The organism is Ligilactobacillus sp. ESL1201 (assembly GCF_058503265.1).
In genome coordinates, this window is record NZ_CP196362.1 from 878,007 (window position 1) to 903,074 (window position 25,068).

Here is a 25,068-nt window from a genome sequence, read left to right on the forward strand (position 1 = left end):
AAAAAAGTGGCGTTTGAAATGCAAAAAAGGCAGGGCGTGATCGTATATTTGTACCACCTAAAACAGAGTAAGGTTTTACGCAGGTATGGTACTGTTTATTATATTTCCCGCAAAATGAAGTACGTTGTTTTATACTTGAATCAAGAAGATGTGGCTACGGCTATACCTAAATTGCAAAAATTGAAATTCGTTAAAAGGGTGGAACTTTCTGCGCGCCCAGAAATTAAAAGGGACTTTCAAACCGGCTTGGGTTCGGTTTACAAATTGACTACAGAAGATCAGGAAAAATGAGGAATTAATTGATGAGAGTAATTGCAGGACAATATAAAGGACGACGCTTAAAAACCGTTGCTGGTAGGCAAACTCGTCCGACTACCGATAAGGTCAAAGAATCGTTGTTTAATATCATTGGTCCTTACTTTAGCGGTGGTGTTGCGTTGGACTTATTTGCTGGTAGTGGCGCTTTAGGGATCGAAGCAGTTTCGCGTGGAGCGGAACATGCGATTTTAGTGGACCGTTCTTTTGGTGCCCAGCAAGTTATTACGGAAAATGTGCGGTTGACTAACCAGGAAGAAAAATTTACGGTGATCAAGGGCGATGCTTTTAGGATAATTACCAAATTAGCGGCACAAGGGCAAAAGTTTCAGTACGTTTTCTTAGATCCACCTTATAAAAAACAAAAGATCACCAGTTTAATCGCGATGTTAGTCGCACAAAATTTACTGGCAAGTGACGCGTTGATCGTTTGTGAAACGGACCATGAAGCACAGTTACCGGCGGAATTACCGGGATTTTCGCTATTTAAAAAAGCGAATTACGGGATCACCGAGTTGACTTGTTATCAATTTAACGGTGGTGAAGAGCAATAATGAAAGTATTATTTCCGGGAAGTTTTGACCCCTTGACTAACGGGCACGTTAATTTGATCAAGCGGGCGGCTGCGATGTATGACGAAGTGATCGTCGCGATAATGACTAATACCGCTAAAAAAGCGCTATTTACCACGAGCGAAAAGTTGGCTTTGATCACTGCTAACTTACAAGCGATCCCAAATGCAAGAGCGATTGCCGTCGAGGCTGATTTAACAGTCAACGTGATGCGCCGGTTGGACGCCCAAGTCTTGTTGCGCGGAGTCCGCAACGCCAAGGATTTTGAGTACGAACAAGAGATCGCCGCGTTGAATTATCACTTAGATCCCGAAATAGAAACGATTTTTTTACCAGCTCGGCCTGAATATTCGTTTTTATCGTCAAGCATGATCAAAGAAATCGCGCAGTTTGGTGGTCCGGTTACGGGGTTAGTTCCAGATAACGTTGCCCGAGCATTACACAAAAAGTGGCCCAGTCAAGCCGGTTCGGGTCAATAATTAAAAAAAGAAGCCTTTGGTAATAAGGGGCTTCTTTTTTTGCGTATTTAGTGATAAGGAGGTGGGGGAGTTGGAACGGATACTAGAACTATGGGAGGAGTATAAAAGTAAGATCTTGCTCCTTGCGGTGGTCGTAGTACTCGGTGCATTTTTAGCGTTGTTTTGGGGAGCCAAAAAAGCGCCTGCTAAGACTGCAGAAGGTGGTGATTTTACCACTCAAAGTACGTCTATTGCTCCTGATACGTCTGTGTCCTCGAGTACGCCGTCGACTACGGGTCGTTACGTGTACGTTGACGTTAAAGGGGCAGTAAGACATCCGGGAGTTTATAAATTGTTAGCGACTCAGCGGGTCGATAGTGCGTTAAAACGTGCAGGAGGCAGTACTGAGACGGCTGATTTAAATCAGGTGAACTTAGCGCATCAATTGACCGACCAGATGTTAGTTTATATTCCTTATCAGGGAGAAGAGGTCAAAGTCGCAAGTCCTGTTTTACTATCTCAAGAGCCAACTGATCCCGCACAAGCGACTAGCACGGCTCAGACAACCCAAGAAGAACAGCCGGGTGCGCCGGCAGAAAGTGGCGCTAAGATCAACTTAAATACGGCAACTAAGGAGCAGTTGACACAGTTAAACGGGATCGGAGACAAAAAAGCCGATCAAATTCTAGCTTACCGCCAACAAAATGGTAATTTTAAGAGTATTGATGACTTAAAAAACGTTTCGGGGATCGGTGATAAAATTTTTGCTACGATTGCGGCACAGATCACAGTCTGATTTGTAGTTTAAGAGGGGAGTCAATCACGCGTTACTTATTTTTTATTAGTTTAGATGCGATTTCTGTAACTTTTATGAGCTTAACGCATAGCCCGTGGGCACTGGTATTTTGGCTGCTATTACAAATGCGGCTGTTGGCGGGGAGAAACTGGCGTTTTTATGGTGTTAATTTGCTGTTTTGTCTGGGCTGGTTTATTTATCTGGGAGGATGGCAAAAACAAATCGCTACCCAAAGCATTAACGAAAAAATGCCTTTTAGAGACCAACACTTGGTGGTACAAGCTGATGACTGGACGGCTAAGGGTGACTTATTGACTATCACAGCAAAATGGCAGGAAGAAAAGCAGCCGGTCGTGGCTTATTATCGCTTTAAAACGCAAAACGAAAAAGAACAGTTCCTGCAAAATCGTCGTGGACTATTACTAACTATCAACGGTAGCGCTCAAAAGGTGGCAGGCCCGACCAACGAAAATGAGTTCAACTACCAGCATTATTTATTGGGGAAAAGAATAGTTAATGCAGTTAATATTGATTCGTTACAATCAGCACCATTAACTGCGTCTAACTTAGGACAAAGTGTCAACAGCAGTATTCACACGTTACGGCGTGATTGCCTGTTGTATTTAGATACTTTGCCTCAACCGCTAGGCTGGTTTGCGCAAGTATTGCTTCTAGGATATCAGAGCACAGATTTTCAAGAGACGATGGACGACATTAATAAGATTGGTCTGTTGTATTTATTCACTCTTTCGGGGATGCATGTTTTTTATTTATGTGCGACATTGAGGTGGTTACTGCGCTTGTTCAAGGTCACGCGTGAAAAAACGGACCTAGTGTTACTGGTGATCTTGCCGGTTTACGGCATTTTAGGTGGGAGTTCTTTAGGATTGTTACGTTCCATTTGGATGTCGTGGTTACATCTTTTTACCAGAAACTATTTTCCCATCAAATTACGGGGAAGTGATACCTGGTCAGTAGTTGTATTGGTCAATTTATGGTTGACGCCAGCGGCAATTTACGCGTTAGGAGCACAACTGAGTTACTTACTAACGTTTATTTTATTTGTCAGCCGTGATGACGGGGAGTTTAAGCTTAACTTTAAGTTGACTTGCTACACGATCCCGTTAGTTTTATGGCATACTTTCGAGTGGAATTTACTGACACTACCGCTTTCTTTACTGATCACGCCTATTTTTGACTGGCTGATTTTTCCGTGTGTCTTAGGTGGTTTACTGGTGGTGCCGTTGCGTTTGGTTTGTAATCAGTTATTACTACTATTACAAACGATCATTACTAAGATCGCTGCTTTACCGGGAAATATTATTTTTGGTAAACCACCGTTGGCTTTTGTCTTATTCTGGCTATTGGTATTATTAGTTTGTCAGGCCCGCCATAATTGGCGTCAGGCGTTGTGTTGGTCGTTAGTTTCTTATTTTGCCGTCTTTTTATTTATTCACTTACCACTGACTAGCGAAGTGACTTATTTTGATATTGGTCAAGGTGACGCTACATTAGTAAAAACCCGGTTTAACCGGGAAGTTTTTATGGTCGATACCGGGGGTAAATTGACTTTTAACACCGAAAAATGGCAAGAAAGAAACTCTAAGACTAAAGGAGAAACGGTGATCGCTAATTACTTGCACAGTAAGGGAATTTCACACATTGATTGTCTGTATTTGACCCATCAAGACACGGACCATGTCGGTAATTTTCCGAGCCTTAGTCGCCGGGTTAGGTTAAAGCAGATCGTAATTCCGGCCGGAATGGAAAAGTTAGCCAGTTTTCAACAGCGTTTGGCTAGCGCGCAAACTAAGGCGCAAATTTCTCCGGTAACGGATAGTACTCCAGCAGGATTGAAAACGGTCAAGATCTTACATCCGTTTGAGGCGGGGGAGGGTAAAAATGAAGATTCATTAGTTTTGTTGTATAATTTTCAGGGAATAGATTGTCTGTTTACGGGCGATTTGGACCAAGCCAACGAACTAAAAGTAATGCAAAAATACCCACAATTACGCGCAACGGTGATGAAAACTGGTCACCACGGGAGTAAAACGGCATCTGCGCCGCAATTTATTGCACAAATGCATCCTAAATTAGCGATCATTTCGGCTGGCAGAAATAACCGCTACGGCCACCCGAACCAAGAAACCTTGGCGACTCTTTCACAGTTGCACGTTCCGTATTTGGTGACCGCCGAAGTAGGGATGATCCAGTTAAAATGTGGAATAAATGGGAAAATTAGAGTTAACACAGTTAATCCAAAAGAAAATTGAGGAAAGAAAAATGCTGCAATTACAACAAGCGCTAACACAAATCACTAGTAAAAAAGTAGCGCCAGTGTATGTTGTTTTGGGGACGGAAGACTATTTAAGTGCTCAGTTCGGTGCTAAAATTACCGCACTGATCCCGGAGGAACAACGAGATTTTAATGTTAGTCAGTATGACATGCAAGAAACTAATGTCGCCGTGGCGTTAGAAGACGCGACTTCAGCACCTTTTGGGGGAGATCACAGGGTGGTAACGCTCAAAAATCCGTTTTTTCTGACCAGTAAAAGGGCGACTAATATGCCGGAACATAATCTCGATGAATTACTACACTACCTGCAAAACCCGATGCCTACGACGATATTAGTGCTAGTTGCACCGTATGATAAATTGGATGAGCGTAAAAAAATCACGAAAAAGCTACGTCAGACCGCAGAATTTGTGGACTGTACACAGTTAAAAGAAGGTGCGGTTCGGCAGTATTTAACGCAGTACTTAGCGACTAAGGGCTGGCAGATCAGTGCACCGGCAGTCGCTAAATTACTGGAAAAAACGGGTGCTAAACTAACTGTGATCATGAACGAGGTACCTAAATTAATGTTAGGGACCAATGAAAGCCATCAAATTGAACTGACTGATGTGGAAGGATTGGTTCCGCGTTCGTTTGAACAAAGTGTCTTTGATTTGGTCGATTTAGTGTTAGAAAGCAAGATCAGCCAGGCACTATCTTTGTATCACGAGCTGTTATTACAAAAAGAAGAACCGTTAAAGATCAACGCTTTGTTAGTGGGACAGTTTCGGTTAATGCTTCAAACGGCGATTTTACAGCGACAAGGCTACGATCAGGGGAGCATTGCTCAGTTATTAAAGGTGCATCCTTACCGGGTAAAATTAGCGCTGCGTAAAAACCGGCGGTTTAAGCCAGAGGATTTGAAGGCAGCTTTTTTAGGGTTAGTCCACATTGAAGAAAAACTCAAGTCGGCACCGGTCGCGCCTGAGTTGTTGTTTCAACTATTTTTGTTACATTTTAGTCAGCGAGTGCGCCCAGCTTAAGTGCAAAAAAGGGCATAAAAAAACACCATCATGCTTAAATAAGCGAGATAGTGTTTTTATTTATTTAGCTAAACGCGCAGCCATCCGGGATTTATCACGAGCTGCTTTATTAGCTTTGATCAATCCTTTGGAATGAGCTTTGTCAACGGCAGAAACAGCTTGGTTGAAGAGTTCTTCAACGTTATCAGCACCTGCTTCTTTAGCTTGATCGAACTTTTTAACCGCCGTACGCATTGCACTTAATTGTGCGGAGTTACGGGCGTTTGCTTTTTCGTTGGTTTTAACACGAGCAATTGCGGATTTAATAATTGGCATCTAAGTCACCTCCACTGTTACTAACTGCATCACTACAACTAGCTTAATTTTAACAAAATCCATTATACAAGAGCGGCTGCGACAATGCAATAAAAAAAGCCAAGATGTCAAGAAAAAAACTTGACGCCCAAAATTAAAAATGTCAATCGTTTTTGAAAATGTCTCAAAAAAATATAAACATTAGCGAGTAATTAGCGCTCAAGCCGCTGGGCTATCTCCCTCTGAAAAAAGGGGATGCTCAGCTTTTTTGTCAGTCGAAATGGTTGCCTAACACACCGCCTCACAGAAGGTCAAGGGTAAAATAAACGGCTACGCCGCCCTTGACCTCTGTAAGGCGATGTGTTGCTTTAATCTGAGTCGACCGACGAAAAAAGCTGTGCTAAGCGTAGCGCTCCTGTTCAAATTCTGCTTGTGTGATCCCGCGTTTAGCTAAATAGCGGTTAAAACTGGCTGCTTTCCAGGGATGCGAAAGCGGTGGAATGTAATTTCTTTTCGCTTTTTGTTTTTGAGGTACGGCGTCGAATTCCTGGGATCGTAACTCATGTGCCGCTAAGCGACGCACACGATATAAACCTTCAGCGATCGAAGCGTACAATTCACCGTCAAAGGCTTTGATAACCAACACCTCTGTCCCACGTTGAAAATAAACTCCTTTTCCAGTCGATGTGACCGGTAAATAAGCCTGTTTATGGAATGAAAAGTGATTACCTGTATTGATCTTACGAGTAGTTAAAGTGCCCAAAATTAGATTTAATTTAGTTGTTACGGGTGCTTTTTCCATCACTGATGTGGTATCATTTATCGGTAGGGCAAACTGCGCATTGTATCTTTCGATGTAGGAATCTAGGAATACATTGGCCGCAGCTAGCGTAGCTACTTGATGAATACGTAATTCAGTGATTAGGCGAGATTGTAGCGTTTCAAAGAGACGCTCAACTCGCCCTTTTGCTTGTGGAATAGAACTGGTCGAAATCTTAGTTCCAAGTTGTTGACAAGCATAACCAAATTGCGTAAAAGTATCATTTTCAACCTGTTTTTGGTGTTTGCGTTGATATTCAAATACCGTTCGCCGATCACTGAAAAATTCATATGGAATGCCATAATTGGTTAGGATCTGATGGTAAACGTGGTAGTAACCCTTGAGGGTTTCTTGATGATCGAAGTAAGCACCAACGATAGTTCCAGTTGCGTCATCAATTGCCACGTGTAAATGACTTTTTTGCTTGCCAAACCATAAGTGGTCACTAGCGTCAATTTGGATTAATTCACCAAAATATTTTTTACGTGGGCGACTAGGGTGAGTTTCTCCTGGAATTAAAATTTTATCTGATTTAGCGACTGTTTTAGTTTTCATAGCTTGTTTTCGGAGCTTTTCTCGGTGCAGTCGTTTGGTTCGCCGATGAGCCTTAGGCGATAAAATATTCGCTTGTTTTAAGATATTAGCGATTGTTGACCGACTGAATTTAAGGTCTTCATGTTCGGCTAATAATTCCGTAAAATGAGTGAAATTAGCGCCGACGTATTTTGTTTGATACAGTTCAACGATAGTTGAACGTGTTGTTTGGGAAAGTGCGTGCTTGGGCTTTTTCAAACGATTTTGGTGAATAAAAGCTGATTTACCAATTGTTCTGTAACGGACAAGTAACCGATCAATCTGACGTCTGGTTACCCCTAGTTGAACCTCAGCTCTAGTTTTAGGCATTTTACCTTCAGCTACGTTTTTGATAATTCGATATTTGTGTGCTTCTTTCATCGTTAAGTAAACCTTTCTCATAAGATCCTCCGCTGTATAATTTGCCTAATTATTTTGGCAGAAGCGGAGGAATTTTTCTAGTTATTTGAGACATTTTCTCGTGTGATTACTTAAGACATTATCAGATGTGAATGACAAAAAAAACTTGACGCCCAAAATTAAAAATTGCAATTTCTGCTTAAATTTAGTAAACTATTGTCAGGTTCTATGACCTGTGACTGGGTTTTTGCGCTGACACCGGCGATCGACGCGGTCACGGGCAACTTTAACATGAAAGGTGGAAATTGAAATGGCAATTTCACAAGAAAAGAAAAACGAGATCATGCAAAAATATGCGCGGCATGAGGGAGATACGGGTTCCGCTGAAGTCCAAATTGCAGTTTTAACTGCCGACATCAACGAATTAAACGAACACGTTAAGCAACATAAAAAGGATTATGCTTCACAACGTGGCCTATTGAAAAAAATTGGTCACCGGCGTAACTTATTAGCTTACTTACGTAAGGTTGATATTCGTCGTTACCGTGATTTGATCAATAGCTTGGGATTACGTCGTTAATTAAACCCATTAAAGTCCAGGAATTCCTGTTAGGGGAGTTGCTGGGCTTTTTAAATTTAAGCAGAGTTCCTACATTAAAAGCAAAGTATGCTATAATGATTGACTAAAAGGTTAAGGAGAGGTAATAGCTATGAATGGATATCGAGTAGCAGTTGTTGGTGCAACTGGGGCAGTGGGAAGTAGGATGATCCAGATGTTGACGCAAACGAGTTTGCCGATCGCTAGTGTTAAATTTTTGGCGTCTAAAAGGTCTGCTGGTAAAAAATTGCGTTTTAAAGACCAAGAGATCACCGTTCAAGAAACTACGCCGGATTCGTTTACTGATATTGATCTAGCTTTATTCTCGGCCGGTGGTTCGGTTTCTAAGCAATACGTTCCTGCCGCAATTGAACGCGGGGCAGTCGTAGTAGACAACACTAGTGCCTTTCGGATGGACAAAGATGTGCCGTTAGTCGTACCCGAAGTTAACCGGGAAGCCTTAGTTGGTCATCATGGGTTGATTGCTAACCCGAATTGTTCCACTATTCAAATGGTAGTAGCACTGGAACCCTTACGGCGGGTATACGGTTTAAAAAAGGTGATCGTTACCACGATGCAGGCAGTTTCTGGTGCGGGAAACCGGGCGTTAGCAGAACTACATAATGAAACTAAAGCAGTTTTGGAACACCGTGAAGTCGACCCGCAGATCCTACCGGTAGCGGGCGACAAAAAGCATTATCAAATTGCTTTTAATCCGTTAGCTCAGATCGATGTTTTTGAAGACGATGGCTATACTCACGAAGAATGGAAAATGATCCATGAAACTAAAAAAATCATGGCTGATAAAAACATCCAGGTGACTGCGACTTGTGTCCGGGTCCCAGTGGCGGTCGCTCATTCGGAAACGGTGTGGTTTGAATTAGCAAAAGATGGGGCTTCAGTCGCTAAGATCCGTGAATTATTGGCAAATTCTGCCGGGATCGTCGTTCAAGATGACCCCGAGCACCAAGTTTTTCCGCAAGCGATCGAGGCTGTCGGCAAAAAAGAAACTTTTGTCGGGCGTATTAGGCCAGATCAGGAACAGAAAAATGCGTTTCATTTGTATTGTGTAGCTGACAATTTATTAAAGGGAGCTGCGTGGAATTCCGTTCAGATAGCCGAATGTCTCCACGAAATGAATTTGTTGCGGGTCCCCAAAAACTAAGGAGTTGATCAATAATGGAATTAAAGCAAGCACAGATCATCACCGCGATGGCAACTCCCTTTGGCGCCGACCAAGAAATTAGTTTGCCACGGTTGCGAAATTTGATCGAGTATTTATTAAAAACGGGAACGCAGGGATTACTGGTTGCCGGTACGACTGGCGAGGGGCCTACCTTGGACCCGCGTGAAAAAAAGCAAGTTTTGAGCGAAACGTTAAAAATTGTCGCTGACCGGGTCCCGGTGATCGTGGGCATGGGTTCTAATAATACGCAAGCGACGATCGCTGATATGCAACACTTAGCAGCTTACCCGCAGTTAGCTGCCGCTTTAGTCGTGGTCCCGTATTACAATAAACCTAGTCAGGCTGGAATGATCGCGCATTTCACGGCGGTCGCGCAAAACAGTCCGGTGCCGGTGATCATCTATAATATTCCCGGTCGGACGGGTGTTAAGATGGAGGTAGAAACGGTCGTACAGTTATCACACGTTCCTAATATTATCGGGGTTAAAAATTGTACGGGAGCCGGTGATTTATCCCTGTTGATTTCGCGGGTCGCACCGGGATTTTTAGTTTATTCCGGCGAAGACGAGGATGCTTTAACCGTTAAAACACTGGGGGGCGCGGGGATCATTTCCGTCGCCAGCCATTTGTACGGAGAAAAGATGGCTCAGATGTATGCTGCCGTAGATGCGGGCAATATTAAAACTGCGGGTACGATCATGCGCTTTTTGACCCCGCGGATCACTGCATTATTTAATTGGCCGTCGCCAGGTCCCGTTAAGGCGGCGTTAAATGCCCGTAAAATTGCAATGGGTGGTACACGATTACCCATTTTACCGCTTGATGAAAAGCAACGAGACCAGTTAATGCAAGTACTAGCAGAAAATTAATAGAGGTGAAGAAATGAGTAAAATTAAGATCATCCCACTAGGAGGAGTTCGGGAAAATGGTAAAAGCATGTATGCCGTTGAAGTGGGAGATGATATTTTTGTCTTAGATTGTGGGTTGAAATACCCGGAAAATGAATTGCTGGGGATCGATATGGTGATTCCTAATTTTGAATATTTGAGGGAAAATGCTGGCCGGATCGCAGGAGTCTTTTTGACTCACGGTCACGCCGATTCGATTGGGGCTTTGCCGTATTTTGTTAGTGAGTTCGATGTTCCAGTCTTTGGTTCGGAGCTAACGATCGCATTAGCTCGGATCGCGTGTGAAAGTGATGCACCGGAATTTAAGGATTTTCACGTGATCAACGCTAAGTCCGAAATCGATTTTGGCCAGACGACGGTCTCGTTTTTTAAAACGACCCATTCGATCCCTGAGTCACTGGGGATAGTGATCAGTACTACTGAAGGTAATATCGTTTATACCGGGGACTTTAAGTTTGATCCGACCGCCGCAAGCGATTATCAGACCGATTTTACTCGCTTAGCTCAAATCGGAGAGCAAGGCGTCCTTGCCTTACTCAGTGATTCCGCTGATGCCGAAAACTTTCAACCCGTTGTCGATGACTCGGCAGTTACCGATTTGATCGGCGAAACAATCGAAAATCACCCGGGACGGATCATTGTTGCCTGTGTGGCGGCTAATATTTTGCGGGTACAACAGATCCTTACGGCCGCTGCGGATAATGGGCGCAAGGTGGTGTTGACGGGCCACGATGTTGAAAAGATCATCAACACTGCTTTGAAGTTGAAAAAATTGCACTTGCCCCAAAAAGACATTTTGATCAAACCGGCAGAAATGAAAAATTACCGCCCCGAGCAATTAATTGTGCTAGAGACCGGCAAGGCGGGCGAACCGTTGCAGTCTTTGCAAAAAATGGCTACGTCTAAGTATCAGCAAATTTCTTTGGGCGAAGGAGATCTGGTATTCATCACCACAACTCCTTCACACGCAATGGACACGATGTTTGCGGCTACTCGTGACATGATCTACCGTGCAGGAGCAGACGTTAAGGCACTTGCTGATGAATTGAATTCTTCGGGTCACGCTAGCCGGCGCGACTTGCAATTGATGATCAACATCATGCACCCACGTTATTTGTTACCCGTCCAAGGAGAGTACCGCTTGATGTTTGCCCATAGCGAATGTGCCCAGGCTGCGGGAATGAACAAAGACCAAATCTTTTTGTTAGCTAAGGGTGACGTTTTAGAATACAGTCACGGTAAAATGGTACGGGGCGCAGCCGTAGAGGCTAGTGACACGATGGTCGATGGTTTAGGCGTCGGCGATATTGGAAATATCGTGTTGCGCGACCGTAAGACGTTGTCAGACGACGGGATCTTTATCGCAGTCGTGACGATCGACCGCAAAAAACGTCGGATCGTTGCCGAGCCGCAAATTACTTCGCGGGGTTTTGTCTTTGTTAAAACTAGCCACGACCTGTTAAATGAAAGTGCCAAAATAGTACGCGAAGTGGTTCAAGAAAATTTGGATAATAAAGAATTTGATTGGGGCCACTTAAAACAAGTCATTCGCGAGAAGTTAAGTTATTTCTTATACGAACAAACCCACCGTCACCCCGTGATCTTGCCAATTATTATGGAGGTTAACCAACGTTATTTTGCACAAAGAAAAGCACAATCAGCAGCAAAGTAAACGAGAAGTAGCGGTGCTGACCAAACAAGAATTACAGCAGAAGGGAAAACAGTCATTTTTACAGCAGGATTATGTAAATACTGTTTTTTTCTTTGATCTGCTTTATCAGCGACAAAAAAATGCGCGCAATAATTATTTTTTAGCCAAAGCACTGGTTGCTAACGAGCAGTTTAAAGAGGCTTATGATCTTTGTCAGGACTTTTTGCGGGAATATCTTCTGGAAGACCAGCGCTTTTTATTTTACATTCACGTTACCGTGAGTGCTGGGTTGCGTATTGAGATCGTTAAACTACTGTTAAGTTTAGCTCCGTACTTGACACCGACAGAAAAGGAAACTTTTAATGCTGCTTTAGCTGCCGAACCAGTACCAGAAACGGTTCAGATCAGTAAAAAAATTCGTTATTTAGGAGTACTGACACCATTGCAGCAAAGACAGGCTGCTAAGCAAGCTTACCAGTTGCCCGTTGAATCGTTTATTCAAGTCAGCACGTGTGTGATAGCAGATCCTAACGTGCATCCGTTGGTACGCTCTTCGTTTTTAAACGACTTACGCTTATTACAGGTGACTACGCCAGTTAACTTTATTGACTTTTGGGGAAATGAAACTCAGTTAGTTCCGGGAAAATTACAAGGAGTAGAGGAATCTCAGTTTTACCTGCAGTATCAAAAGGAATTGAAAAACGGTTCTCCCCGTCAACGTGCGCAGTTTGCGGAACTGCAGTTAAAAGCAATTCTGTTGTATCCCCAAATAGGCGCAACCGATCTAGCCGCATGGTATCATGTTTTGCTCAATGACCAGCAAGTTAAGGATTTGGCACCTAAATATCAAAAAACAGCTATTTTGCTTGAAAAAAGGATCGCTGAGTTACAACCCTAGGTGAAAAAACTCGATAATTTTACGATTTAGTATTTACAAACGCATTTTTGCTCTATATAATGATTTAAGAAATCTTCGCTAATTACGGCTGTCTTATTTGGCTTTTTTGAAGAGAAGTAGTATAATTAAAATTAAAGGATTGTCTGCAATTTTTGCAGATTTTCTTTGCAAATTTACAGGAGGTTCATACTAATGGCAAAAGAACATTATGAAAGAACAAAGCCACATGTTAATATTGGTACGATCGGACATGTCGATCATGGTAAATCAACTTTAACGGCTGCAATTACGAAAGTTTTATCTGAAAAAGGATTAGCACAGTTCCAGGATTACGCTTCTATCGATGCTGCTCCTGAAGAACAAGAACGTGGGATCACAATCAATACTTCCCATATTGAATATGAAACTGAAAAGCGTCATTATGCTCATATCGACGCCCCAGGACATGCTGATTACGTTAAAAACATGATCACTGGTGCTGCTCAGATGGACGGTGCTATTTTGGTAGTTGCCGCAACTGATGGCCCAATGCCACAGACCCGCGAACATATTTTGTTGGCTCGTCAGGTTGGTGTTGAATACATCATTGTTTTCTTAAACAAGACTGACTTAGTTGACGATGACGAATTGTTAGACTTAGTTGAAATGGAAGTTCGCGATCTGTTGACCGAATATGACTTCCCTGGTGATGATATTCCAGTGATCCGTGGTTCTGCTTTGAAGGCTTTACAAGGTGATGCCGAAGAAGAAAAACATATCCAAGAATTATTGGATGTTGTTGATTCTTATATTCCAACACCTGACCGCCCAACTGACAAGCCATTCTTGATGCCTGTTGAAGATGTCTTCACGATCACTGGTCGTGGAACAGTTGCTTCCGGCCGTATCGACCGTGGGACTGTTAAAGTTGGCGACGAAGTTGAAATCGTTGGTTTAAGCGATGAAGTTTTGAAGACAACTATTACTGGTGTTGAAATGTTCCGTAAGACCCTGGATGTTGGTGAAGCCGGCGATAATATCGGTGCTTTGCTTCGTGGGATCGACCGTGATCAAGTTATTCGTGGTCAAGTTTTGGCACAACCAGGTTCTATTCAAACTCATAAGAAATTTAAGGGTGAAGTTTACGTCTTGTCTAAAGAAGAAGGCGGCCGTCATACACCGTTCTTCTCTAACTATCGTCCACAATTCTACTTCCATACTACCGACGTTACTGGTGTGATCGAATTGCCAGACGGAGTAGAAATGGTAATGCCTGGCGATAACGTTACCTTTACAGTTGAATTGATCTCGCCGGTTGCGATTGAAAAAGGACTTAAATTCACCGTGCGTGAAGGTGGTCGTACTGTTGGTGCTGGTGTTGTTTCTGAAATTGACGACTAAGCAACAACGGACGCTAAAAACTCAGGAGCTTCTCCTGAGTTTTTTTGTTTGCTGTTAAAATAGTTTTTTGCGCAGAAACATTTACATTTCGCGCTTTCTAGGTTAAACTGTTTTAGTATGCAGTTATTATATTGCACAAAATATCGTTCGGAGGGAAAATCATGTCTGTAGAATGGAAAAAAGAAGAGGGCACGAACAACGGTAAATTAACCTTTGAAATTCAGCCTGATGAAATTAAAAAAGGATTGGACACGGCGTTTGCTCGTGTTAAAAAGAACCTTAATGTTCCTGGATTTCGTAAGGGCAAGGTGCCGCGCCAGATCTTTAACAAAATGTATGGCGAAGAATCTTTGTATGAAGATGCTTTAAACGCTGTTTTACCTACTGCTTACGCTGCTGCTGTCAAAGAAAGTGACATCAAGCCAGTTGCTCAGCCTAAAATCGACATTGTTTCAATGGAAAAGGGTCAGGCTTGGAAACTCAGCGCTGATGTAGTGGTTGAGCCAGAAGTTGAATTAGGGCAGTATAAGGAACTAGAAGTCACTAAACAAAAAACGACGGTTACTGCTAAAGAAGTCGAAAAGAACCTGGAAGATAAGCGCCAACAACAAGCCGAATTGGTCTTAAAAGAAGACGAACCATCTGCTAAAGGTGATACCGTCGTGATCGATTACGTTGGTAAGGTCGACGGTGAAACTTTTGAAGGTGGTAGTGCCGACAATTACTCACTCGAATTGGGTTCGGGTCAATTTATTCCGGGCTTTGAAGACCAATTGATCGGTCATAAATCCGGGGAAGAAGTAGCGGTAGAAGTTACCTTCCCTAAAGATTATCAGGCTAGTGACCTTGCTGGTAAAAAAGCCGTCTTCACCACTAAGATCCACGAAGTTAAGCAAAAAGAGTTGCCAGAACTTGATGATGAATTTGCTAAGGATGTTGACGAAGACGTCGATACGTTGGCAGAATTAAAGGCTAAGGTCAAAGAAGACTTAGTGGCTAAGAAAAAGGAAGCTGCTAAAGAAGCCGTAGAAGAAGAAGCAATTGATTTAGCCGTTGAAAATGCAACGATCGCTGAGATCCCACAAGAAATGATCGACGATGATGTTGCACGCCAGGTAGAACAGTACTTGTCTGGCATGCAACAACAAGGGATCAGTCCCGAGATGTATTACAAGATCACGGGTACTAGCGAGCAAGACCTGAAAGACAACTTTGCCAAGGGTGCTGAAAAACGGGTCAAGACTAATTTGGTATTGGAAGCAATCGTTGCTAAAGAAGAGATCAAGGCTTCGGAAAAAGAAATTTCTGCTGAAATCAAGAGTCTAGCTGATCAGTACGGCTTGGATGAAAAAGCGGTTCGTTCCGCACTGTCCGATGACATGTTGCAACACGATATTGCTATCCGCAAAGTAGTCGACGAAATTGCTGACTCGGCTAAGCAAACTAAACCGGCTAAGACTACTAAAAAAGCCAAAACTGAAAAAAAGGAAACTAAAGAAACTAAATAACTGACCATAAAGATACGATGATCCGCTAGGAAAGTCGTATTTTTTATTAACGTTAAAAATCAAGTATTCGCCTTTTTAGCTCGGTTTTGTTAGAATGAAATTAACTATTGATCAAGGGTGATGTTGATGAACGAGAATAATAATGGGACCGTAACGTGCTCATTTTGTGGTAAAACCGATGACCAAGTGCAAAGTATGCTTTCGGGTCCCGGGGTTTTTATTTGTAATGAATGTGTGGCGTTAGCCCAGAGTATTATTGTAGAAGAAAATAAAAATGAAGTTCGCAGTGAATTAAAAGAAGTCCCGACACCTAAAGAAATTGTGGCTTTACTCGATGATTATGTAATTGGACAGACCGAAGCTAAAAAAACTTTGGCAGTTGCCGTTTATAATCATTACAAGCGCATTAACGCTTCTTTAGAAGCTGGTAGCGACGAAACTGAACTACAGAAAAGTAATATTTGTTTGGTAGGACCGACCGGTTCAGGAAAAACTTTCTTAGCACAAAACTTGGCCCGAATCTTAAACGTTCCGTTTGCTATTGCGGACGCCACGACCTTAACTGAAGCCGGGTACGTGGGAGAAGATGTTGAAAATATTTTACTGAAATTACTGCAAAACGCCGACTACGACGTGCAGCGGGCCCAACGCGGTATTATTTATATCGATGAGATCGATAAAATTGCTAAGAAAAGCGAAAACGTTTCGATTACGAGAGACGTTTCTGGTGAAGGGGTTCAACAGGCATTACTAAAAATCTTAGAAGGAACGATCGCTAACGTTCCGCCTCAAGGTGGCCGCAAGCACCCGCAACAAGAATTTATTCAAATCGATACTACTAATATTTTATTTATCGTTGGTGGGGCCTTTGATGGGATCGAAACGCTGGTTAAAAACCGTTTGGGTGATAAAACGATCGGTTTTGGCGTTGATTCCCAGCAACATTTTGCTAAGGGTAAGAGTTTGATGCAACAGATCATTCCGGAAGACTTGCTTAAATTTGGCTTGATCCCGGAATTTATCGGACGCTTACCAATTTTGACGGCCTTAGAAAAACTCGGCGAAAAGGATTTAGTGCGGGTATTGACGGAGCCTAAAAACGCGTTAGTTAAGCAGTACCAAAAATTACTCAAACTCGATCAGGTCCAGCTGGAATTTGCGCCGACGGCTCTCAAAGAGATCGCTCATTTGGCGCTGGAACGCAATACCGGCGCGCGGGGGTTACGGTCGATCATCGAAGCGACGATGCGCGACGTGATGTTTGATGTTCCGAGTCAAGACGATATCGCTAAGGTGACGATCACTAAAAAGACCGTTCAAGGCAAGGCTGGTCCGACGTTAGAAAAAAAAGCTAAGGCCTCTTAAGGTCATTTAGTTAAGGAGATTAGAAAATGGATAAACCACAAATTGGTGTGATCGGGATGGCTGTCATGGGTAAAAACCTGGCACTAAACATCGAAAGCCGGGGTTATGCGGTAGCAATCTTTAATCGGACCGCTGCTAAGACCGAAAAAACGGTAGCGGATCACCCGGATAAAAAGCTGGTACCGAGTTACACGTTAAGCGATTTTGTTGCCTCGTTGCAAACACCGCGCCGGATCATTTTAATGGTCAAAGCGGGACAGCCGACCGATGATATGATCGCACAGTTATTACCGTACTTGGACCGCGGCGATGTGTTGATCGATGGTGGTAATACCTTTTTCAAAGATACGATGCGCCGCAACCGTCAGCTAGCCGATTCTGGAATTAACTTTATCGGTATGGGTACTTCTGGTGGCGAAAAAGGTGCTTTACGGGGACCATCATTGATGCCAGGTGGGCAAAAAGAGGCGTACGAATTAGTGCGGCCGATCCTAGAACAGATCGCTGCTAAAGCCGATGATGGCGCTCCGTGTGTGACTTACATTGGTCCTAACGGTGCCGGTCATTACGTTAAAATGGTTCATAACGGGATCGAATACGGCGACATGGAACTGATTGCCGAAAGTTATAGTTTGATGCGCGATGTGTTACAAATGTCGGTAGCTGAGATTGCCCAGACCTTTAGTCAGTGGCAACAAGGTGAACTGGATAGTTATTTGATCACTATCACCGCTGAAATTTTAACGCGGCAAGATGACCTTGGTTCCGGCGCACCGATCATCGATAAGATCTTGGACCGAGCTGGTAACAAGGGTACCGGAAAATGGAGCTCTCAGAGTGCGTTAGAGTTGGGTGTGCCACAGTCATTGATCACCGAATCCGTTTACGCGCGCTATATTTCCGCTTTAAAAGATGAGCGGGTAGCGGCTAGTCACGTATTACATCCGGTAGTCAAAACCGCTACGCAACTGGATAAAAACGAAGCCATTGAAAAGATCAGACGCGCATTATACTTCAGCAAGATCATGAGTTACGCGCAGGGCTTCGAACAGATGCGGGTCGCTTCGGAAAACTATCACTGGGATTTGCGCTTAGGCGATTTGGCTAAAATTTGGCGCGGGGGCTGTATTATTCGGGCGCAGTTCTTGCAAAAGATCACTGATGCCTACGAAAAAGAGCCGCAGTTGTTAAACTTGATGTTGGATCCTTACTTTGCTAAGATCACGGCCGACTATCAAAGTGCGGTGCGTGACGTGGCAGCGTGGGCGATTCAAGCCGGTGTGGCTGCACCTGGATTCACGAGTGCGATCACTTATTATGATCAGTACCGGGCCGCTAATTTGCCGGCTAATATCATTCAGGCTCAGCGTGATTATTTTGGTGCCCACACTTACGAGCGTAATGACCAAAAAGGGATTTTTCATTACGAATGGTATCACGAAGAGTAAGATAATTTGGTAATTTAGTTGGGGAGCAACGGGTCGCAAACACGATTCGTTGCTTTTTTAGCTAATAAACGTTAAAATAATAGCCGGTTTATTTGCTTTGATCAAGCTGAAACCCGAATAATGTTGAATAATGCTAAATTCAAAAGGACAATTTACTAGGAGAGTGAACTTAATGAGTAATATTTTAATTATCGAAGATGAGGAAAATTTAGCACATTTTATTGAGTTAGAGCTACGTCACGAGGGTTACAGTACAAAGGTTTGTGAAAATGGCCGGGAAGGCTTGGATTCCGCTTTGCAGGGAAACTGGGACGCTATTTTACTAGACTTAATGTTGCCGGAATTAAACGGCTTAGAGGTTTGTCGGCGGGTGCGTCAGGTCAAAAATACTCCGATCATTATGATGACGGCGCGCGATTCAGTGATCGATCGGGTTTCTGGTTTGGATCACGGGGCCGATGATTACATCGTAAAACCATTTGCAATTGAGGAATTACTGGCCCGCTTACGTGCTTTATTACGGCGGATCGACTTAGAAAACGAACAAAACGTGACGAAACAGACTACAGTTAATTATCGGGATCTAACGATCGAAAAAGAAAACCGGGTCGTTAGACGAGGCGATGAGATCATTGAACTGACCAAACGGGAATATGAGTTATTGCTAGCCTTGATGGAAAACATCAACGTTGTTTTGGCCAGAGATGTTTTGTTAAAGAAGGTTTGGGGTTACGAATCTCAAATTGAAACTAACGTGGTTGACGTTTATATCAGGTATCTGCGCAATAAGATCGACCGTCCGGGAGAAGATAGTTACATTCAAACGGTGCGTGGAACTGGCTACGTTATGCGCTCGTAATGCCTGAAGCAAATTCGAACCAAGAGAAACGTTTTGTCTCGCTAAAAACCAAGTGGTCGATTGGGATGGGATTAGGCGTTTTGCTCTTATTTGCAATTTTTGCGATTTTATTATTTCAAAGTTTTTCCAGTATTTTATTGAAACAAGAGAAAGCTTATGCCAACGACGCGTTGACTACGGCCGTTAATCATTTGACCGATAATAACGGGGAATTAGATTCCGTTTACGTCAAAAAAAAGCTGACGGTTGCCAAGAAAAAACGCTCGCGCCTCTACGCTAATCACGCACTGACTTCTTTAGCACGTAAAAATATTGTAGTCAGTGTCTATAATTTAGACGACCGGCAAGTTTATCATTCGCGGGCGGGCTGGACTCATTTTCAGGAAAAAGGCACCCAGCTATTGAAACATAATGGAAATACTTTTTTCCTTACCAGTTTACCCGTGCGGGCCAAAAATAACCGAAAAATCTTAGGTTACGTGCAGGTCACCGATCGTTTAACTGATTACGACCAGATCCGCCAGAAGCTGATCTTGATTTTCGTGGTGTTAGGGATCACGATGGGCGTGGCGATCACTTTATTGAGCATGTTGCTGTCCTCGTGGTTGTTAACACCGATCGAAGCGCTAAATGCGGCGATCCGCAAATTAACGGATGATCCCCGGGGAAAAGCGATCGCGACGGTCCGCGTGCCCTTGCCTAAACAACACGATGAGTTGTCTGAGTTAAGCGAGCTGTTTAACGATATGTTAGATCAGATGCAGCGTTATATCGAACAGCAGCTGCAGTTTGTGGAGGATGTTTCTCACGAGTTGCGTACTCCTGTCGCTGTGATCAAGGGGCACATGAACCTCTTGAATCGGTGGGGGAAAGATGACCCGCAGGTTTTGGCGGAATCGATCACGGCTTCGCTCCAAGAGATCCAGCGGATGGAAAATTTAGTGCAAGAGATGCTGGACCTCTCACGTGCCGGGCAGGTCAACTTACAGTTTGCGGCGGAAAAAAGTGACGTGTGCTCGCTAGTGGTCCAAGTGGTCAATGACTTCAGGATGATCCACCCGGATTTCACCTTTGAATTAGATAACGAGCTCAAGGGTGAAACAATGGTGCAGGTTTACCGTAATCACCTCGAACAGATCATGATCATTTTAATGGATAATGCCGTTAAATATTCGTTGGAACGCAAGGAAGTGCACGTTACCCTGGCTAAAGGGGGCCGCTTTGCCGAAATCGTGGTCCAAGACTTTGGCGCGGGAATCCCTAAAGCGGACCTTAAGAAGGTATTCAACCGGTTTTATCGGGTCGATAAGGCGCGCAGCCGCGACCGGGGTGGCAATGGGTTAGGCCTAGCGATCGCACAACGTTTGCTAGAAGGCTATCATGGTAAAATCATGGTCGAAAGTGTTGAGGGCCAAGGTTCATTATTTAGGATCTTATTACCGTTAGCTAAACGAAAGCCTAAAAATAAAAAAGATAATTGATAGTACGGTAAGTAAAACTAAAAAAGGTTCTTTGTCAACTAGTGTTGATGGAGAATTTTCCAACCACTTAGATCAAAATTGGTCTAGGTGGTTTGTTGTTTTTAAGTCGTTTTTTGTTTTTAATTAATTTCACTTTTAATTTTTAGTAATTTAGGCGTGTTTTCCCGCTTTTAACGTACACTAAATAAGCCTCCTACTTGATCAAATTTTTTGAATTAATTCAGTATTGAAAGCTTACTGGTACATTCTAAAATGACCCGTAACTTGAAATTAAACCAGTTTCTAAAACCAAAACTCGTCCGTTTAATCCCTTTGATCTTACGGTTCATGCCCTCTAAGGGGCCGTTACTATAGCGATACCGACAACTATTTACCACTGCCACCAGATTCTTCTTGAGCGATTTTATTGGCTGGTCAAATTCATTATCTAGCTTATGGTAATTACTCAATGTGGTAATTATTGTTGCACTATCGTGTTCTTTGAGCGCCGTTAAAATTTTTTGGTAGACTTCATAAGCTGCCTTGAACCCGGAATCTAGCTCTAACCCTTGATAGACCAAACGAACGTCAGTATCAGTGCGCTTGATTCCTGGATGATAACGCAGTTTAACGGCCTCAAGGTCGTTAAAATTTTTTAAAAATAAACGCCAATAACGCTTCAACAGCTTATATTCAAACGAACTTTTGGGATACTTTTTCATTACGCGAGTGCGCATTGAATTCAGCGCACGGTTTAACATCTGTACAATATGAAAACGATCAACGATCACTGCTGCTTGCGGAAAAAGTTCAGGAATAAATTTAAGATAAGCCGCGTTTAAATCGACGACTACTGTCTTTACTTTATGGCGCTCTGTCAGGGAAAATTCCTGAAAATAAGCTTTAATCTCGCGGGTCGTGCGCCCGGGTAAAATATCCAATAATTCATGAGTATCGGCGTCCATTACAATAAAACTATAGCCGTGACCCATGACTTTGATTTCATCGAATAACAGGTGAGCTGGTAGAGTTGTTGGTTTAGCGACTAATAACTGCTGATTATCTTGGTTGATAAATCTTTGGACGGTACTGGCACTGATCCTAAAACGCTGGGCAATTTCACGTAAAGCCACGTTTTTGGTTGCCTCTAGGGTGATCATTTGATGGACCGTTCTAGAAATTTGACAGTGGCGACACAAAAAGCGTTGCTTTTTAAGTGCTAAATAAAGTGGGTGGTGAGAATCAGCACACAGCTGAACTAAGGTAGATTTTAATCCATGTTTGACCACTTTTCCTGTGAAACCGCAGTTTAAACAGCGGTTAAGTGAATAAGTCAGATTAGCGTGAAATACAAGAGCTGGTTTCTTTTTGATAATTTCCTGACTGAGGGGATATTTTTCATCAAAATTGATGTTTTTATCTGTAATTCCGAGCCAAAGTTTGATAAGATAATTTGTGGAAAGCATTGCCTTCATTCCTTTCAATTGGTTTTGGTCGACTTAATTGTAACACGGAAAAGCGCAATGCTTTTTCTTATACCTAAATTTAAATTGGTATACAAAAAAACAAGCATTGATTTTTCGTCATCAACACTTGTTAGTATAGAACCCTAAAAAAGGGTCTGGGACAAAACAATAAGTTTTGTCTCAGATCCTTTTTAGTATCCATTAAATTTAGTGATGTCTTTGTTTGCCGGCGTTACGTTGGCGGTTGTTAGCGTGCATCTGCTGGTTAGCAGCTGTCGTAGCAGATTTAGCCGCTTTGGTTGTAGCAGCATTCGTACTCGGAGCAACGGGGACCGCTTTTTTGACCGGTGCTTTGATAGGGTGCTTTTTAAGTTGCTCTTCAACTTCTTTTTTGATCCGCGGCCGCATGAACATGATAGCTAGTGTCTGCAGGCAAGCAAAGATCCCGCCGACAAAGAAGTACAAACCTAGGCCCGCTGGAGAAATGTAGGTGATAAAAGCCGTCATCAGCGGACTGACTAGCAGCATCGATTTCATTTGCTTTTTTTGTTCGGGGCTCAGGCCATACATCGACATGTAGGCTTGGGCAACGTAGATCGCAAAACTCAAAATGACGAGTATTAGACTGCGATTTCCCAGATTGATCCCGTAAAAATAAGACTTCGACAATTCCGGCGAATACTGGATCGCGGCGTACAACGCGGCAAAAACCGGCATTTGGATCAGTAAGGGTAAACAACCGATCCCCCCGGTCATTGAGATCCCGTTTTCTTTGTAGAGGCTCATCATTTCCTGACTGATCTCCATTTGTTCGTCTTGGGTCTGAGCGTTTTTTTGCCTTTTTTGAATATCATCTAAATATGGTTTGACCGCAGCCATCTTTTCTTGTTGGACGGTGGCTTTCCGTGACTGTGATACCATGAGCGGCATTAAAATCAAACGCACGACGAAGGTGATCAAAATAATAGCCCAGCCGTAACTGTTACCTAAATGTTGTGATAACCACACCAGTAAATGTTGTGTCGGGATCGCGAGGTTATCGTAAATAAAACCATACGGCTTGCCGGAACTAGTCCGTCTGACACAGCCGCCTAAGATTAAAGTTAGACCCCAAAAAAGCGGAAATAACCTGACCAGCTTTTTATTTTTCATGCAATTAAAAATCCTTTCATTATAAAATACACATTTACTACTATATCACAATCGGATTTTCCGTGCTATTTTATTAGTAAACGACGGAAAACGCGCTGTATTTTTTAGGCGGGATCTCTTTAGTCGTTACGGCGGTGACGCGTGCTGCGGGGGAAGGCGAACTTTTGATTGCCGCGATGAAATGGGTTAACGCGCTGTTGCTACCCGTCGCTTCGATATAAACGTCGCCGTTAAACTGGTTGCGTACGATCCCCGTGATTCCCAACCGCTCCGCCAGCATTTTAGTCGTGTAACGAAAACCGACTCCCTGGACGAAACCTGTGACTGTCAGCTGTACTGTTTTCATGATAATTGCTCCTGTTGTTTTTGCATTATTATACTACAAGCTAAAAATGTCCGCAGGAAAACCGGCAAGGATTGCCTTTTTGAAATCAGGTAAGCTATAATATGTAATGTTGAGCAAAGGAGTATGTGCATGAAAATTGGAATTGATAAGTTAGGTTTTTACACTTCACCTTTTTACGTGGCGATGAAAGACCTAGCAGCGGCGCGCAATGAAGATCCTAATAAATATTTGGTGGGGATCGGCCAGCAAAAAATGGCGGTCCTGCTTCCTAGTCAAGACGCCGTAACGTTGGCTTGCAACGCGGCGCAAACGATTTTGACGCCGGCTGATAAAAAACAGCTGGGTTTGGTGTTATTCGGGACGGAATCGGGGATCGATAACTCTAAATCGGCTGCCGTTTACGTTGCTGAATTGTTGGAGTTGCCCGCAGAAGTGTTAGCGGTCGAATTAAAGCAAGCTTGTTTTGGAGCAACTGCCGGTTTGTTATGGGCCAAAGATTACCTGACGGTGCACCCGGATAAAAAGGTGCTGGTAATTGGCAGCGACATTGCCCGTTACGGGTTAAAAACGGCGGGGGAGCCTACGCAAGGCGGCGGTGCGGTCGCAATGCTATTGTCCGCTGATCCGAGTTTACTAGCATTCGAGGACCCCCAGACGGTCTATGCGCAAAACGTGATGGATTTTTGGCGGCCATTAGCTTGCAGCGAGGCCTTAGTTTCCGGTAAGTATTCTACTAATGTTTACCTGGAATTTTTCACTCAGGTCTACCACCAGTACTGTCAGCAAACGGGCCGGACGCTGGCTGATTTTGCCGCCTTAGTTTTTCATTTACCGTATACCAAATTAGGACTCAAGGCGTTACGGTCAGTTGTCAGCGACGCGTCTTCTCCGTTGTTTAAACAGTTTGAGGCCGCTCGCTTGTATAGTAGTCAGGTCGGTAATTTATACACCGGCTCTTTATACTTGAGTTTATTGTCCTTAGTGCAAAATAGTACTACGCTAAAAGCGGGCCAGCGCATCGGTTTATATAGTTACGGCTCGGGAGCACAGGCGGCCTTTTTGAGCGGGATCGTGCAAGAAAAATTCTGTGAATGCGCACAAGACCAGCGGGTCAAACACCTACTAGCGGCTCGCCAGCAGGTCAGTGTGGCTGAATACGAAGAAATTTACCGCGCGGCTATTACAACTGAGAGGAAACGGCAATTGGACGTGACGGTCGATCCAGCTGATTTCGTATTTCAGGGAGTAAGTGACGCTCAACGCCAGTACTTGCGGCGGCTGGATCCAACTAAGTAGCAGTCATGGACTCCGGTGGTAAAATAAAGATAGTAGGTGTC

The 25,068-nt window shown here is 43.4% G+C and carries 23 protein-coding genes; 18 read left to right on the top strand and 5 right to left on the bottom strand.

The features are described from left to right. Window positions 1–6 precede the first annotated feature (6 nt). The 6 genes from ACSYSK_RS04515 (at window position 7) to holA (ending at window position 5,459) form a co-directional block, all read left to right on the top strand. Window positions 7–291, top strand: a complete 285-nt coding sequence (locus ACSYSK_RS04515; protein WP_491715713.1) for a YlbG family protein — start codon at window positions 7–9, stop codon at window positions 289–291. Window positions 292–302: 11 nt separating this feature from the next. Then, the gene (gene rsmD / locus ACSYSK_RS04520; protein WP_491715714.1) at window positions 303–869 is read left to right on the top strand and encodes a 16S rRNA (guanine(966)-N(2))-methyltransferase RsmD; all 567 of its coding nucleotides are present in this window, start codon (window positions 303–305) and stop codon (window positions 867–869) included. Beyond that, on the top strand, window positions 869–1,366 hold the full coding sequence (coaD, locus tag ACSYSK_RS04525; protein ID WP_491715715.1) for a pantetheine-phosphate adenylyltransferase: 498 nt from the start codon (window positions 869–871) through the stop codon (window positions 1,364–1,366). The genes rsmD and coaD overlap by 1 nt, the downstream gene beginning before the upstream one ends. A gap of 61 nt (window positions 1,367–1,427) precedes the next feature. Beyond that, window positions 1,428–2,141 carry a helix-hairpin-helix domain-containing protein gene (locus ACSYSK_RS04530; protein WP_491715716.1) on the top strand — a complete coding sequence of 238 codons (714 nt, stop codon included), beginning with the start codon at window positions 1,428–1,430 and terminating at the stop codon, window positions 2,139–2,141. 74 nt (window positions 2,142–2,215) lie between these two features. Then, window positions 2,216–4,414, top strand: a complete 2,199-nt coding sequence (locus ACSYSK_RS04535) for a DNA internalization-related competence protein ComEC/Rec2 (protein WP_491715717.1) — start codon at window positions 2,216–2,218, stop codon at window positions 4,412–4,414. Beyond that, the gene (gene holA / locus ACSYSK_RS04540; protein WP_491715718.1) at window positions 4,371–5,459 is read left to right on the top strand and encodes a DNA polymerase III subunit delta; all 1,089 of its coding nucleotides are present in this window, start codon (window positions 4,371–4,373) and stop codon (window positions 5,457–5,459) included. The genes ACSYSK_RS04535 and holA overlap by 44 nt, the downstream gene beginning before the upstream one ends. A gap of 60 nt (window positions 5,460–5,519) precedes the next feature. Here the strand turns inward: holA and rpsT are convergent, their stop codons facing one another. Further along, window positions 5,520–5,774 carry a 30S ribosomal protein S20 gene (gene rpsT, locus ACSYSK_RS04545; protein WP_491715719.1) on the bottom strand — a complete coding sequence of 85 codons (255 nt, stop codon included), beginning with the start codon at window positions 5,772–5,774 and terminating at the stop codon, window positions 5,520–5,522. A 379-nt stretch (window positions 5,775–6,153) separates the two neighbouring features. After that, window positions 6,154–7,527, bottom strand: coding sequence for an ISNCY family transposase (locus tag ACSYSK_RS04550; protein WP_491715848.1), 1,374 nt, complete (start codon window positions 7,525–7,527; stop codon window positions 6,154–6,156). A 289-nt stretch (window positions 7,528–7,816) separates the two neighbouring features. Between ACSYSK_RS04550 and rpsO the strand changes: the two genes are divergently transcribed. From rpsO to ACSYSK_RS04605, 11 genes are all read left to right on the top strand, one after another. Beyond that, on the top strand, window positions 7,817–8,086 hold the full coding sequence (rpsO, locus tag ACSYSK_RS04555; RefSeq protein ID WP_491715720.1) for a 30S ribosomal protein S15: 270 nt from the start codon (window positions 7,817–7,819) through the stop codon (window positions 8,084–8,086). Window positions 8,087–8,216: 130 nt separating this feature from the next. Continuing rightward, complete coding sequence (locus tag ACSYSK_RS04560) at window positions 8,217–9,269, top strand: aspartate-semialdehyde dehydrogenase (protein WP_491715721.1); 1,053 nt, start codon at window positions 8,217–8,219, stop codon at window positions 9,267–9,269. 14 nt (window positions 9,270–9,283) lie between these two features. Beyond that, complete coding sequence (gene dapA / locus ACSYSK_RS04565) at window positions 9,284–10,159, top strand: 4-hydroxy-tetrahydrodipicolinate synthase (protein WP_491715722.1); 876 nt, start codon at window positions 9,284–9,286, stop codon at window positions 10,157–10,159. Between the two features lie 13 nt (window positions 10,160–10,172). Continuing rightward, window positions 10,173–11,870: a ribonuclease J gene (locus tag ACSYSK_RS04570; protein ID WP_491715723.1), complete on the top strand. Its 1,698-nt coding sequence runs from the start codon at window positions 10,173–10,175 to the stop codon at window positions 11,868–11,870. Between the two features lie 13 nt (window positions 11,871–11,883). Next, window positions 11,884–12,747: a hypothetical protein gene (locus tag ACSYSK_RS04575; protein WP_491715724.1), complete on the top strand. Its 864-nt coding sequence runs from the start codon at window positions 11,884–11,886 to the stop codon at window positions 12,745–12,747. 192 nt (window positions 12,748–12,939) lie between these two features. Continuing rightward, window positions 12,940–14,127: an elongation factor Tu gene (gene tuf / locus ACSYSK_RS04580; RefSeq protein ID WP_491715725.1), complete on the top strand. Its 1,188-nt coding sequence runs from the start codon at window positions 12,940–12,942 to the stop codon at window positions 14,125–14,127. 161 nt (window positions 14,128–14,288) lie between these two features. Next, window positions 14,289–15,635 (top strand): trigger factor, encoded by a 1,347-nt coding sequence (gene tig / locus ACSYSK_RS04585; RefSeq protein ID WP_491715726.1) that lies wholly within the window; start codon window positions 14,289–14,291, stop codon window positions 15,633–15,635. Window positions 15,636–15,755: 120 nt separating this feature from the next. Further along, the gene (gene clpX / locus ACSYSK_RS04590; RefSeq protein ID WP_491715727.1) at window positions 15,756–17,000 is read left to right on the top strand and encodes an ATP-dependent Clp protease ATP-binding subunit ClpX; all 1,245 of its coding nucleotides are present in this window, start codon (window positions 15,756–15,758) and stop codon (window positions 16,998–17,000) included. Window positions 17,001–17,026: 26 nt separating this feature from the next. Beyond that, a complete protein-coding gene (gene gnd, locus ACSYSK_RS04595) occupies window positions 17,027–18,448 on the top strand; it encodes an NADP-dependent phosphogluconate dehydrogenase (RefSeq protein ID WP_491715728.1) in 1,422 nt (473 codons plus the stop codon). A 172-nt stretch (window positions 18,449–18,620) separates the two neighbouring features. Further along, entirely contained in the window at window positions 18,621–19,307 is a 687-nt protein-coding gene (locus ACSYSK_RS04600; protein ID WP_491715729.1) for a response regulator transcription factor, read from the top strand. Next, window positions 19,307–20,788: a HAMP domain-containing sensor histidine kinase gene (locus tag ACSYSK_RS04605; RefSeq protein ID WP_491715730.1), complete on the top strand. Its 1,482-nt coding sequence runs from the start codon at window positions 19,307–19,309 to the stop codon at window positions 20,786–20,788. The genes ACSYSK_RS04600 and ACSYSK_RS04605 overlap by 1 nt, the downstream gene beginning before the upstream one ends. 215 nt (window positions 20,789–21,003) lie before the next feature. Here ACSYSK_RS04605 and ACSYSK_RS04610 read toward each other — a convergent pair whose 3' ends face one another. The 3 genes from ACSYSK_RS04610 to ACSYSK_RS04620 all read right to left on the bottom strand — a co-directional run bounded on the left by ACSYSK_RS04610 (window position 21,004) and on the right by ACSYSK_RS04620 (window position 23,731). Then, on the bottom strand, window positions 21,004–22,233 hold the full coding sequence (locus ACSYSK_RS04610) for an ISL3 family transposase (protein ID WP_491715731.1): 1,230 nt from the start codon (window positions 22,231–22,233) through the stop codon (window positions 21,004–21,006). 207 nt (window positions 22,234–22,440) lie between these two features. Continuing rightward, on the bottom strand, window positions 22,441–23,385 hold the full coding sequence (gene yidC, locus ACSYSK_RS04615) for a membrane protein insertase YidC (RefSeq protein ID WP_491715732.1): 945 nt from the start codon (window positions 23,383–23,385) through the stop codon (window positions 22,441–22,443). Between the two features lie 73 nt (window positions 23,386–23,458). Continuing rightward, window positions 23,459–23,731 carry an acylphosphatase gene (locus ACSYSK_RS04620; RefSeq protein ID WP_491715733.1) on the bottom strand — a complete coding sequence of 91 codons (273 nt, stop codon included), beginning with the start codon at window positions 23,729–23,731 and terminating at the stop codon, window positions 23,459–23,461. Window positions 23,732–23,860: 129 nt separating this feature from the next. Between ACSYSK_RS04620 and ACSYSK_RS04625 the strand changes: the two genes are divergently transcribed. Then, the gene (locus tag ACSYSK_RS04625) at window positions 23,861–25,027 is read left to right on the top strand and encodes a hydroxymethylglutaryl-CoA synthase (RefSeq protein ID WP_491715734.1); all 1,167 of its coding nucleotides are present in this window, start codon (window positions 23,861–23,863) and stop codon (window positions 25,025–25,027) included. Window positions 25,028–25,068 lie beyond the last annotated feature (41 nt).

What these genes read in the sequence shown, in the direction of transcription:
- ACSYSK_RS04605 (WP_491715730.1), top strand. Translation starts at nt 19,307, where the DNA reads ATGCCTGAAGCAAATTCGAACCAAGAGAAACGTTTTGTCTCGCTAAAA.
- rpsO (WP_491715720.1), top strand. Translation starts at nt 7,817, where the DNA reads ATGGCAATTTCACAAGAAAAGAAAAACGAGATCATGCAAAAATATGCG.
- ACSYSK_RS04610 (WP_491715731.1), bottom strand. Translation starts at nt 22,233, where the DNA reads ATGCTTTCCACAAATTATCTTATCAAACTTTGGCTCGGAATTACAGAT.
- ACSYSK_RS04550 (WP_491715848.1), bottom strand. Translation starts at nt 7,527, where the DNA reads ATGAAAGAAGCACACAAATATCGAATTATCAAAAACGTAGCTGAAGGT.
- rpsT (WP_491715719.1), bottom strand. Translation starts at nt 5,774, where the DNA reads ATGCCAATTATTAAATCCGCAATTGCTCGTGTTAAAACCAACGAAAAA.
- dapA (WP_491715722.1), top strand. Translation starts at nt 9,284, where the DNA reads ATGGAATTAAAGCAAGCACAGATCATCACCGCGATGGCAACTCCCTTT.
- yidC (WP_491715732.1), bottom strand. Translation starts at nt 23,385, where the DNA reads ATGAAAAATAAAAAGCTGGTCAGGTTATTTCCGCTTTTTTGGGGTCTA.
- ACSYSK_RS04600 (WP_491715729.1), top strand. Translation starts at nt 18,621, where the DNA reads ATGAGTAATATTTTAATTATCGAAGATGAGGAAAATTTAGCACATTTT.
- holA (WP_491715718.1), top strand. Translation starts at nt 4,371, where the DNA reads ATGGGAAAATTAGAGTTAACACAGTTAATCCAAAAGAAAATTGAGGAA.
- clpX (WP_491715727.1), top strand. Translation starts at nt 15,756, where the DNA reads ATGTTGATGAACGAGAATAATAATGGGACCGTAACGTGCTCATTTTGT.
- coaD (WP_491715715.1), top strand. Translation starts at nt 869, where the DNA reads ATGAAAGTATTATTTCCGGGAAGTTTTGACCCCTTGACTAACGGGCAC.
- ACSYSK_RS04535 (WP_491715717.1), top strand. Translation starts at nt 2,216, where the DNA reads ATGAGCTTAACGCATAGCCCGTGGGCACTGGTATTTTGGCTGCTATTA.
- ACSYSK_RS04620 (WP_491715733.1), bottom strand. Translation starts at nt 23,731, where the DNA reads ATGAAAACAGTACAGCTGACAGTCACAGGTTTCGTCCAGGGAGTCGGT.
- gnd (WP_491715728.1), top strand. Translation starts at nt 17,027, where the DNA reads ATGGATAAACCACAAATTGGTGTGATCGGGATGGCTGTCATGGGTAAA.
- ACSYSK_RS04570 (WP_491715723.1), top strand. Translation starts at nt 10,173, where the DNA reads ATGAGTAAAATTAAGATCATCCCACTAGGAGGAGTTCGGGAAAATGGT.
- ACSYSK_RS04625 (WP_491715734.1), top strand. Translation starts at nt 23,861, where the DNA reads ATGAAAATTGGAATTGATAAGTTAGGTTTTTACACTTCACCTTTTTAC.
- tig (WP_491715726.1), top strand. Translation starts at nt 14,289, where the DNA reads ATGTCTGTAGAATGGAAAAAAGAAGAGGGCACGAACAACGGTAAATTA.
- ACSYSK_RS04560 (WP_491715721.1), top strand. Translation starts at nt 8,217, where the DNA reads ATGAATGGATATCGAGTAGCAGTTGTTGGTGCAACTGGGGCAGTGGGA.
- tuf (WP_491715725.1), top strand. Translation starts at nt 12,940, where the DNA reads ATGGCAAAAGAACATTATGAAAGAACAAAGCCACATGTTAATATTGGT.
- rsmD (WP_491715714.1), top strand. Translation starts at nt 303, where the DNA reads ATGAGAGTAATTGCAGGACAATATAAAGGACGACGCTTAAAAACCGTT.